This window comes from Aquiflexum lacus (genome assembly GCF_015476655.1).
Taxonomy (GTDB): Bacteria; Bacteroidota; Bacteroidia; order Cytophagales; family Cyclobacteriaceae; genus Aquiflexum; species Aquiflexum lacus.
The window spans coordinates 267,629-279,240 of record NZ_JABFHF010000004.1; the positions used below are offsets into that span (position 1 = coordinate 267,629).

Annotated in this window: 11 protein-coding genes and 1 pseudogene; 2 read left to right on the plus strand and 10 right to left on the minus strand. The window is 38.1% G+C overall.

What is annotated here, in order from left to right; genetic code table 11:
- Positions 1–11: 11 nt before the first annotated feature.
- The 4 genes and pseudogenes from HMJ38_RS06035 to HMJ38_RS06050 form a co-directional block, all read right to left on the minus strand.
- Positions 12–1,802, minus strand: coding sequence for an SLC13 family permease (locus HMJ38_RS06035; RefSeq protein ID WP_194973471.1), 1,791 nt, complete (start codon positions 1,800–1,802; stop codon positions 12–14).
- A gap of 51 nt (positions 1,803–1,853) precedes the next feature.
- A complete protein-coding gene (locus HMJ38_RS06040; protein WP_194973472.1) occupies positions 1,854–3,239 on the minus strand; it encodes an MBL fold metallo-hydrolase in 1,386 nt (461 codons plus the stop codon).
- Positions 3,240–3,569: 330 nt separating this feature from the next.
- Positions 3,570–4,871 (minus strand): APC family permease, encoded by a 1,302-nt coding sequence (locus HMJ38_RS06045; RefSeq protein WP_194973473.1) that lies wholly within the window; start codon positions 4,869–4,871, stop codon positions 3,570–3,572.
- Positions 4,872–5,111: 240 nt separating this feature from the next.
- Positions 5,112–6,026, minus strand: a pseudogene (locus HMJ38_RS06050) (multicopper oxidase domain-containing protein); the annotation flags it as partial.
- Positions 6,027–6,748: 722 nt separating this feature from the next.
- On the opposite strand from HMJ38_RS06050, the gene HMJ38_RS06055 reads away from it, so the two are divergent.
- Together HMJ38_RS06055 and HMJ38_RS06060 are read left to right on the plus strand one after the other, a co-directional pair.
- On the plus strand, positions 6,749–7,360 hold the full coding sequence (locus tag HMJ38_RS06055; RefSeq protein ID WP_194973474.1) for a hypothetical protein: 612 nt from the start codon (positions 6,749–6,751) through the stop codon (positions 7,358–7,360).
- 4 nt (positions 7,361–7,364) lie between these two features.
- A complete protein-coding gene (locus HMJ38_RS06060; protein ID WP_194973475.1) occupies positions 7,365–7,883 on the plus strand; it encodes a PRC-barrel domain-containing protein in 519 nt (172 codons plus the stop codon).
- A gap of 192 nt (positions 7,884–8,075) precedes the next feature.
- Here HMJ38_RS06060 and HMJ38_RS06065 read toward each other — a convergent pair whose 3' ends face one another.
- From HMJ38_RS06065 to HMJ38_RS25865, 6 genes are all read right to left on the minus strand, one after another.
- Positions 8,076–8,894 (minus strand): DUF3050 domain-containing protein, encoded by an 819-nt coding sequence (locus HMJ38_RS06065; protein WP_194973476.1) that lies wholly within the window; start codon positions 8,892–8,894, stop codon positions 8,076–8,078.
- Positions 8,895–9,110: 216 nt separating this feature from the next.
- Complete coding sequence (locus HMJ38_RS06070) at positions 9,111–9,452, minus strand: PIN domain-containing protein (RefSeq protein WP_228779911.1); 342 nt, start codon at positions 9,450–9,452, stop codon at positions 9,111–9,113.
- A 53-nt stretch (positions 9,453–9,505) separates the two neighbouring features.
- The gene (locus tag HMJ38_RS06075; RefSeq protein WP_228779912.1) at positions 9,506–9,718 is read right to left on the minus strand and encodes a hypothetical protein; all 213 of its coding nucleotides are present in this window, start codon (positions 9,716–9,718) and stop codon (positions 9,506–9,508) included.
- An 87-nt stretch (positions 9,719–9,805) separates the two neighbouring features.
- Positions 9,806–10,150, minus strand: coding sequence for a hypothetical protein (locus HMJ38_RS06080; RefSeq protein WP_194973478.1), 345 nt, complete (start codon positions 10,148–10,150; stop codon positions 9,806–9,808).
- Between the two features lie 195 nt (positions 10,151–10,345).
- Positions 10,346–10,633 carry a hypothetical protein gene (locus tag HMJ38_RS25860; RefSeq protein WP_228779913.1) on the minus strand — a complete coding sequence of 96 codons (288 nt, stop codon included), beginning with the start codon at positions 10,631–10,633 and terminating at the stop codon, positions 10,346–10,348.
- A complete protein-coding gene (locus HMJ38_RS25865; protein ID WP_228779914.1) occupies positions 10,615–11,139 on the minus strand; it encodes a KilA-N domain-containing protein in 525 nt (174 codons plus the stop codon). The genes HMJ38_RS25860 and HMJ38_RS25865 overlap by 19 nt, the downstream gene beginning before the upstream one ends.
- Positions 11,140–11,612 lie beyond the last annotated feature (473 nt).

Below are 11,612 nucleotides of genomic sequence, written 5' to 3' on the forward strand. Positions count from 1 at the left end.
TAGTTTTTTTATCAAATGATAAAGAAATAAAATATTGAAACTGTAATGGCAAGAAAAAGAATGGTCATTCCACTCCCAGCCTTCATATAGTCGGCATTGCGATAACCTCCTGGAGACATCAGGAAGGCATTAACTTGGTGGGTTGGCAAAATGAATGAGTTTGCCGCACAGACAGCTGCCATCAGCACAAGTGGACGTGGGTCAATGTCTGCAATATCTGCCATTCCAATGACCAATGGTGCCAACACAACAATTGCCCCCACATTGGACATGAAGAGTGAAAAAACGGTAGACAACACCCCAACCATCAACACGAAGTAAATAGGATCCAAATCAATGACAACGCTCATTATGGATTCGGCCAGGAACATGGCTGTACCTGTTTTTTGCATGGCCACACCCAATGGTATTAATCCAGCCAGCAAAAAGACAACTTTCCATTCTATAGCATCATAAGCCTCAGAGATACTCAGCACACGGGTAAAAACCATGCAAAGAGCACCGGTTAAAAATGCCATCGAAATGGGGAATCCAACTATTGCCAAAGTAATGGCTAATACGAAGCAGGCTATTGCCGGCAAGGTTTTGGATTTATCCTTTTTATCCACTTCAAAGGACGTGAGGACAACAAAATCAGCGCTGTCTTTCAAACTCTTAATTTCGATCCATCTTCCGTAAACGATCAAGGTGTCACCGGAAATAATTTCCACATCAGAAAAATTATCCGCAACTCTTTCACCTTTATTGAACAGGATGATGGGCTCCACTGCATATCGCTTCCTTAAAGAAAACTCCCTGATACTTTTACCGGCAAGTTCAGAGCCGGGTGGAATAATTACTTCGGCAAAACCACTTCCATCAGCATCAATATCTTCAGAAAAGAATTCAGAAGAAGCAACGTTGTTGAGGTGAAAGTCTTTAGAAAAGTGCTCAATGTTTTCTGTTGAACCCAAAAGTGCCAGGGTTTGACCTTCCTCAAACTTGGATTCCCGCCAAGGTGCATAAACCACATCTTTCTCCTTTCCAATTCCTATCAGATTCAGGTGGTAGCTATTCCACAATTGCGCCTCTTCAGGTGTTTTACCAACCAATGAGCTCTTTTCGTTGATAGAGAGCAACTTTATATTATGCGGTAAATTAAGCTTTTCAACGAGCTCTTCTTGCTCTGATTTTTCTTCTTCCCCACTTTCTTTTTGGGGCAAAACTTTATTTCCAAACAGTAAGAAGTACCCTATACCAGCTAGCAATAGGATACTGCCAATAGGAGTGACACTAAATAAGTGGTAGGCCTCAAGCCCTTCATTTTTCAACAGGTCATTGACCAGAATAAGCGGCCCCGACCCAACCATGGTAAGTGTTCCCCCTAAAATGGCTGCAAAACCAATAGGCATAATGAGCGATGACGGAGGAATATTTGTTCTTCGAGAGACTTGTAAAATGCCCGGTAGAAAAAGAGCAGCAGCACCGATGTTCTGGATTAAACCAGATAGCACCCCCACTGAAATGGAGAGCAAGCCTATCAAATTTCGTTTGTGGTTACCGGCTTTGCTGATGATAAATTTTGAGAATTCATCCATTATCCCCGTTCTTGAAATCCCATTTCCCAATATCATCACACTAAGCATGGCTATCACCGCATTACTGGAAAAACCAGAAAACATCTCCTCATTATCCAATAAACCCGTCCAACCAAGCGACAGCATACAGGCAATTGCAACAATATCTATGCGGACCAGGTCCAGTACCAGCATAATTACTGTCAGTCCTAGAATTACCAAGGCTATGATTATTTCAGATTCCATTTTTGTGATTGAAAATTATCGGCTTTTACTTAGGGTCATTTTAGGAGGTGTTTAATCTTCTTGTCTCCATTCCGACCATCCTCCACTATAGTTTGATATGTTGTCAAAACCATTGGCAACAAGCAATGAATACGCGACTGCTGATCGATTTCCGCTATTACAATAAATTATAGCCTCTCTGTTTTTGTCTACTTTCTCAAAATTTTCATCAAGTGTTCCTATATATAGGTTTATGGCTCCTTCAATATGCCCCTCTTTATATTCTGCCTGTCTTCTGATATCAATTAGCTGCACATCCCCATCTGAAATTTTATCTTCTACCAACTTTTTCTCCAAAGGTTGATAAGACATTAGTTTCCCATTCTCAAAATCTGCAAGTTGGTCGGGGGTGATGTAGCCATGTATTTTGTCCATTCCTATCCGCATCAATTTCCTGGTCAGGTCTTCAATTTCATCGGATGAGGCAATCAGCACAAAATCCTCTTCGTAACTCAAGAACCAACCCATCCAAGTTGAAAAGGAGTTGTCGTTGGGGATATTTAAGGTCCCTTTCAAAAAACTATCGGCAAATTGTTGCTTAGGTCGAGCGTCAATCAGTTTTAGTTCCTTCTTTTTAGCGGCTTTGTATTCCGCCTGATCTAAGTTTTTGATTTCCGGTACTTCAGTAAGGAGCTTTCTATCCTCCTTATTGAGTTTTTTCATCATGGAAAAGTACCTTGGAGGTTCAGGTTGGTCTTCCAACAATTCTTTGGTGAATGCCGCTTTGTCATCCAATAATTTCAGTGCCCAATTCCTTATTTTTTCATAGCCAATGGTGGACATGTTCACAGCCCCCAGAGATTTGCCGCATGCGGAGCCCGCACCATGACCGGGCCATAATAAAATGTAGTCTTCCATCTTTGCAAAATCCTGCAAAGAATCAAAAAGGTCATGCGCTCCTTTTTCTTGGGTATCTTTCATACCTGCTGCCTGCTCTAACAAGTCTGGCCTTCCCACATCGCCTACAAATACAAAATCCCCTGAAAATAACATGGTAGGTTTATCAGTAGCAGGATGATCGGTCAACAAAAAACTCAAATGTTCAGGCGTATGCCCGGGGGTAAAGATCGCTTCAAGTGAAACTTTACCTAATTTAATAATATCACCATGTTTTACTTTGTTGTGTGGAAACTCATATTTCCAATCTTCACCTCCTTCATCTGAAAGATAAAGTTCGCCACCAGAAAGCTCGGCCAATTCCCGTGAGCCACAGAGAAAATCTGCATGAATATGCGTTTCCAAGATGTGGGTAATTTTAAAATCATTTTCTTTGGCGATTTTTAAATAGGTGTCTACATCCCTTTTAGGATCAATGACTGCTGCTATTCCGCCTTTTTGGCAGCCAATAAAATAACTCGCCTGGGCCAAACTTTTGTCATATACTAATTCGAAATACATATGTTATTGATTTTGGTTTCTGACTATTATTGTACTACATCTTACCAATGCACTTACAACATCTTTTACATTTTATTATACCAAGCATCTAGGCCAAACAAAATGCTGTTGTTTATCAGGTATGCAATGTTTCTATCAAATCTGGTCTAGATCAGATTGAATATTCTGAATGTAAAAGCCTTTTTCCCTTGCTTTAAATAGAATTGGTTGTAAGCAAAAGAAGAGAAAGACTCCAAAATACTGCCTCTTGCTGTTTAATTCTTTATACAATAAAAAATAGGAATTGTATCATTCACACAATTTTTAAAACAGGATAGTGTTTTGGTGTCGCTATTCACTTTCTTTCCAATGCAAAAACCATTTTTCGCCGGCAAATACCAAGATAACACCTATGCCGGAAACAAGCACAACAAGAATATCAGAATTGGCCTTGATCCATAAAAAAGCAATTAAAACAACCAAATCAAGAAATAATGCTGTAATCAGAATTGCTCCATTGGCTTTTACATCTTTTCTCAAATGCTTAAAAACACCCCAATGAATGATCATATCCATCACCAAGTAAAAAATTGCTCCTATAGATGCAATACGTGATAAGTCAAAGAAAATGGTCAAGGTGATGGCGATGACTACAATATACACCAACATGTGTTTTTGAACGCTCCCTGACATTCCTAAGTGGCTATGCGGTATAAGTTCCATGTCAGTCAGCATGGCGGTCATTCGGGATACGGCAAAAATACTGGCAATAATTCCTGAAATGGTAGCTATAATAGCAATTCCCACCGTGAAGTAAAGCCCATAATCTCCAAATGCAGGTCTTGCTGCTTCTGCCAAGGAATAATCTTTGGCCTTGATTATTTCCGGAATTGAAAGACTACTATTGACAGCAATAGCGACTAAAAAATATACCACAGTACAAATGATTAAAGAAATAATGATTGCCCTGCCGACGTTTTTGTGCGGGTTGGTTATTTCTTCTCCACTGTTTGTGATGGTTGTAAATCCCTTATATGCCAAAATAGAAAGGGCACAGGCACCGATATAACTTGTAAAGGGATACTCATTTGAATCCGTTGTGTCAGGCCATAAATCAGCAAATTCAAATTGAGCTGCCCATAATCCGCCAACTGCAAACACTATAATCCCGGCAATTTTAATGAAAGACGTAAATTGGGAGGCTTTCCCAATAACTTTATTTCCTGATAAATTAATCAAGTAAGCAACTATCAATAAAGCAACCCCTAAAGCCGGTACCCACAGGGAGTTATTTTCCAAATCAAAAAGCTGTAAGGTATAAGAACCAAATGTTCTTGCCACCAAGCTTTCATTGATAATCATGGATAATGCCATCAAAACAGAAGCCGTTGCTGTGATCGTCGTTTTACCGTAGGCTTTCATTAAAATCATTGCGATTCCTCCTGCTGAAGGGTAGGCATTTGAAACTTTAATGTATGAGTAGGCACTGAAGCTTGAGATTATGGCCCCAACGATAAAAATGTAAGGGAACCATGTGCCGGACAATTCGGCTACCTGACCCAAGAGTGCAAAAATTCCCGCTCCGATCATAACTCCGGTACCAAGGGCAACCGTGCCTTTGAGCGTCAAGCTATTTTCTTTATACTGTTTCACTTTTCTTCGCTGTTTTATTGATTCTTCGTTTTCTTAATTAGGAGTATATATATCAAACAACATTTAATATACCCCAATTTTGGTTAAATCGCTTCTCAAGCCATCAATACTTGCTTAAAACCTCATGGACAAACCTCCACCACCACCGAATCTATTGTCATAGCTACCCATTATAGAAAAATTTCTGGACAAAAAATATTCTATCCCTGCCGACCAAGTCGTTTCTCCTTTACCCAACTAGGCCGATGAATACCCTGAACCATCCTGCGCGGTGGCTCTGAATTCAATCTTCCCATTTTCAGGAATAGTGACCACAAAATCATAGGTCTCCGCTATTGCAATAAAGGTTTTGTTTCGTTTGACAGGGACTACATTCAAACCATCAGCCGCTACCAAAGTGGGGTCTTCACCACCAAAAGTCATCCAGAATTGCGAAGATGCGGCACCATTAATAATACGCAACCGTACCTTCTCTCCAGGTTCAAATTCCGGATATTCCTGGGTTTGCTCCCCATTATTTAGGAAGGCGTGATAATATATATCAGCAATATCTGCTCCCTCCATACGCTGCCTCCAAAAATTGATCTGAGCTCCAAAACCTCCACGCGCTACCACCTGATTAAGCGGGGTAGCGGTTCCTTTTTTAATATTATACCATTCATTGCCCCGTTTTAGATTGCGCAGTACATTTATTGACTTTTGATTGGTCCAATCAGAAAGCACCATGACCAATTCTTTGTCATAGTCCAGTGTTTCCTCAATCGGCTCAATGACAAAAGAACCATACACGCCACTTTGTTCCTGCAACATGGTATGGGAGTGGTACCAGTATGTTCCTGCCTGAATCAGGGGGAACTCATACTTCAGCGTTTTACCGGGTCTAATTGGCGGCGTAGTGAGATAAGGCACCCCATCGTGAAAATTAGGCAGCAACAATCCATGCCAGTGAATGGAGGTCTCTTCCTCCATTTCATTTTTTACATAGATCACAGCATAGCCACCTTCTTTGAACCGGAGGGTTGGGCCAGGAATGGTTCCGTTAATCGTCATACCGGACACATCTTTCCCGGCTTTATTTACTACTTCTTTATTGATGGTGAGGTGGTATATTGATGTGTCGGATTGAGCAGATACATGGCCGAAAATTGTAAACATCAGTGACAGGAATAACAATAGTTGGTTTATTACAGTCAATATTTTCATCTTTTAGGTTATACATTTTCACTAAATCTTTAATAATCAATAACAAAAAATTTCCTTGTGGTCCTTTCCTTTGTATTTTATCCGATGGGGATGCGCGGGTTCCTATCCATCATTGTCAATGGATATATTGTTTGTTATTGCCCAGACTTCAGTTGGTATTAAAACTTCTATATTTATTGTCTTTGAATTTGACCAAATCCAAGGGTTTGGGCCATGACAGAAAAGACAATTTACTTAAGACTAAAAAAAATCATGATATTGATTTCCTTTTGTTTGGGCTCCTAAACAACACGAAAAGTTCAAAAATCATACCAAAAGACCACATATTTCTGATCGAACAGATTAAAAACGATTGAATTTCTATAATTTGAAAACAATCTTCCAATTGTGTCTAAAACCCGATTTGCCATTTCACTTTTCAATATTTAAAGTTCACCCCAACTGATAGAATAAGTGTTACACTTTTTGAGAACAAATCATATCATTCACACATCTGATAAAAAATTTGTGAAAGAAATTACACAGTTTGAGTAAATCCTGCTACTGCTATTGTCTTCCATATTGAGTTTCAAAAAGATTTTTATAGGCGTATACGGTGCTTAATGGCCTATTTCATCTCTGTTTTTTTACATGGAACAATACTTGAACCATTTACAAAAACAACAAAAAACATCATGGCAGAAATAAAAATAGAAAAGAAAACTCCTATGTGGCCGTGGATAATTTTGATCTTGGCCGTAATTGGTATCCTGATTTACCTGTTTGCTTTTAGTAGTGATGAAGATGAGACAGAAGATATCACGGAAAGTAGGACTGAGGAAGTAACAGATACAAGGCAGGTTGCGCTAAATAATTCCGCCGTTATCGCCTACGTGAGTTTTATAAACGATGATCCCGATCAGATGGGCCTTGATCATGAATTTACCAATGAAGCGCTCTTAAAATTAACCAATGCTACCAGCGCAATGGCAGATGAAATTGGCTATGACATCCAAAAGGATTTAGAAGAGGTAAGAACTCATGCGGATAAAATCACCACAGACCCTTTTGAAACTACCCATGCAAATAGTATCAGAAAGTCCGCGGAAATTCTGGCCAACGTATTACAGAACATGCAACAGAAAGCCTTTCCAGGTTTGACAAGTGAAGCCAATAGTGTAATGAATGCAGCTATGGCCATTGAACCTGAAGCGCTTACTTTAGACCAAAAAGAAGATGTTAAAAATTTCTTTAAGGAGTCTGCTTATTTGCTGGAAAAAATGAACAATAACTCACCTCAAATGTAGAATCATGTCAGAAAACAATAAAAATCTTTATTACCTCGATGAACTTTCCGATTATAAAGTAGCCTCGGATGACAGTGATGTCAGGGGTTGGGAAGTAAAAGATGCCGATAACCGTACGGTAGGAAAAGTAGATCGTCTGTTAGCTAATAAAGAAACCAAACGGGTGGTCTATCTGGATATAGAAGTAGATACCTCCTTGATAGAAGACGGTCATGAAGTTTATAATAAATCCGCAAATGAAGGAGCGCATGGTTTTGTAAACAAAGAAGGAGAAAATCATCTGATCATTCCTATAGGATTGGTCAGGCTGGATGAAGAAAATGAAAACGTGCTCACGGATGAGATCAATTACGATACCTTTACCAAGACCAAAAGATTTAGCAAAGGAGCAAAATTAGACCGTAATTATGAGTTAACTGTCTTCAGAAATTATTATCCGGAAAAGGGTGTTAATGAAGATGACCTGGAAGACGAAAATTTTTACGAGCGTAGGGAATTTAAAAATCCAAGAGATAAAAGTTAAGCTTAAACTTAAATAAAAAAATTACCGGGAATTGAATAATTCAATTCCCGGTTTTTTTATTCCTCAATGTGTCAAAATAGTTAGTTCCTTTACTTGGTCGCCTGAACGTCTTGCAGCTACAAGAAGTTGGCGATTTCGTAGGCGAAAACTGTCTGCCAGCACTGAACTTGATACGAGGTACACCGCTTCATTTTACAATTGAACGGTCAATTTCTCGTTGGTGCTGTTAGCAGTATTTGTTCTTTCTGTCAACTGTCGGTATACACCGTTCCACAATTCAATTCTTTGTTTTAATGATTGTATAATTAATTCTTCTGCTTCTTTCCAATATTGTTCGTTGTCTTTACAAAGATTGGCTGTCATTTGTATTGCAAGATGACTGTGGTGGTCGCCATCAACTTCAATATGTCTTTCAATATAGTATTTAAAAATAGAAATTTCGTCAGGAAATTTCTTGTGCATTTCATTTATGATTGAGATAAACATACCTGGGATTAGGTCTTCACGTCCAAAGGTGAAAATAGCTGATTGCAGATAATCTTTATCACTTTCAATAATTTTGAAAGTAAAGTCAACAAAATCTTTTGCTTCCTTTGGAGTTTCTGAAGACAAATAAGCAGAGTTAAAGTCGCCGGTATTTTTTAATACATCTGTAAAAACTTCAATTTTGGAAGTATCCGCTCCGCATTGTTTCATAGCATCTAAATACAATTCAAAATGACTTTTCCTTATCCCGTTTAGGTCTACGTCCGATTCTTCACCTACAACAATTTCGTTAATAAGAAATCTTGTGTCTGCCGTTCCTTTGGGAAACCATGGAACAGATATACAAGTCAGGTTGCCTTGTAGCGTTTTTAATAAAGACATAAAATCCCAAACAGCGTATACATGGAATTGCATAAATACTTTCAAGTCGTCTATGTCTTTGATTGCTGAATAAACTTTATGATTAATAATCTCTTGTCTTAAGGGTTCAATTATTCTTTTTATTCTTTCAATTTGAGTTGTCATTATTGCATTTTTTTATCCTAGATTAACATTTTAAATTAATTAATGTTTGAATTTCTATGATTTCGTTGAGGTCTGCCACAACGGGATTCAGCTTGGAGACGGCGGGCTTTCGGAGCCGTTCAATTCCAACCTACTCCTACCTTCTTAAAGATACTAAGTTTCTTATTTACTCGGAACCGCCCGCTGTATCCAAGGTGATGTTAGCGAAAGTTTATCTTATCTCTTTACCCAGTTTTCTAATTGGATTCCAGAAATTCTTTCAAATTCCTTTCGGTTTTCTGTTACCATGATCAGACCCTTATCCACTGCGGTACATCCGATTAATAGATCAAAATCGCTTATCATCAGTCCTATTGACCTTAATCGGGCTTTCTCTTTTCCATAAAGGTAAATGGCACTGAAAATCGGAAGTATCAGAACTTGATTGGTAAAAACTTCTATTAACTCAAGATTCTTTTTGGGATTAGTGCTGTTTTCTGCTCCAAATACTAGTTCAGCAAATGTAATTTCAGAAACAGCAAAATTTTCAGTTCCTAACTCCTGAAACTTTTCTATCATTCAAAACTTTCCTCTTAAAAAATGGATGCAGATATTTGTGTCTAAAAGATATTTCATTCGAAACCAAGATCTTCTGCTTTTTCAACTCTAGATTTTCTAATTTCTTTTATGATTTTATCAGAATCTTTGTCGTCTTCCCATGCTCCAAAAAGTGTTCGCAAATCCACCTTCTCTTCTTTTATATCCAGTGACTCGGTCAATTTAATGATCAGTTTTTTCTTAGAAAGATTATCCAAACCCTTTAACATACCAAAATACTTTTCCAAAGTCCTATAATTTAAAGTAAGGTTTGCCATGTTTTTTTTCTTCAATTTACGTAAATAATTTATTGATGGTCAAATGATTTGTAAAATTTAAATTCCTAATTCTCTTTTCTTTTTCTGAATTAAATCTCCCATTTCACTTAAATCTTTAATAAATCCTGATGCCATGATAAATTTATTTTCCTTGTTAAACCAATAGACTTTATTGTCTCCTTTAACTTTTAATTTATATAAGGGAGGATAAAAAAACTGCATAAGAGAAAGGGATTCCACCTCCATCCAATTTATTTTTCTTTCGTTCTCGCCATTTTTTATAGTTACATTTTGGCCTCCTAATTTTACTATCGCAAATTTATCCTTAATAGCAATAAATATTGTGAAGAAAACTACTCCTACGATTCCAAAAACTAATGTGGTAATGATGCTTTGTTCCATTTTCTCACCATTTACCCAGAATAACTCAGTAAAGAAGCAAGATAAAATGGACGAAATTAACGGGGTTCAGCTTGGAGATTGCGGGCTTTCGGAGCCGTTCGCTTCCAACCTACTCCTAACTTTTTAAAGATACTAAACTTTCTATTTACTCGGAACCGCCCGCCGTCTTCCAAGGTGATGTTAGCGTTTTGTTGTTTATATCTTCTTACCTGCATCTAAATAGGTAGTCTCAGAAAGCTTTTTTATTGATTTTATAAAATCTTTGTTATCTAGGGTAGCTAATTGGGATTTTGCTATTTTCCTTAGTTGAATAAACCTGTCTTCCTTGTTCTCTTTTCTCTCAATCAAGATAGCATTCACATTTTCAAGATTTGATAAGACAACCAATTCATTGATGCTTGCAAAATCTCTAATGTTTAACCCCTTGTCCGAATGTTCCTTATTCACTTCCCTCCTCCCGATAGCTATCGGGACGCTGTACAACCAAAAAGGGCTACATTTAATAAGTCTGCTTCTTCTGCATAAACCAACCACTCCTTATCTTTCAAATAGTTTTTATCAGGAATAATGTGATTTTTGATTGCTTCAGTATGGATGTGATAATTGATTTTTGTCAAGATTCTTTTCACATTCCATTCCAAGTTGTATTGATTTGTCTCAATTTCTTTTAGTCGTTGAAACTCCTTGATAAGTAGTAGTTTGAACATGGGACTTATCCATGAGCCAAATTCAAAAGCTATGTCTTTATGGGCATAAGTTCCTCCATATCTGCCTGACTTTGAAAAAATGCCAATTGCATTAGTCGCTTCAATCCACTTTCTAGGTGTTAAGTTAAAACTGTTGAGCCCTGCCTGTTTTCTAAAGGTGTCGAATTCGACAGGTTTAAAATCAGGGTTGTGTAAAGTTTCCCAAAGGCCGATAAACTCAACTGTATTTCTGTTGCGCATCCAGTTTCTAATATGGTCTTCACCTTCCTCACCCCTTACCATATCTGTTAGGCATATGTAATCTTCACTATTCTATTCAATTATGGAAATTGATTTCTTATCTACTTCTATTTTAGATGTTTTGGCCATACAAAAAGTTTTTTCTAAAAATAACAAAATTTTGGATGATAGGTGGTTTTACAATAAACGCTAACGGGGTTCAGTTTGGGGGCGGTGGGCATTCGGAGCTGTACTCTTCAAACTTACTCCATACTTCTTAGAGATACTGATTTTCATTTTTACACTGAACCGCCCGCTGTATCCAAGGTGATGTGTGTGCCCAGCATGGGCGTCTGGTATCGAAGATACCAAATTATTCCAGAGGGTGAAAGTCCCTTGCAGGCAAGTTGGTGAAGCCTGTTAGTAAGTCGCAAAGCCTGTCCCGAGTATCGGGGCTGGTTGCCGTGAGGCCTACAGTGAAGGAAGCGAGACTGCAAAATCCGGTACTGACGAACAGAGCCTGTCCCGATTTTCGG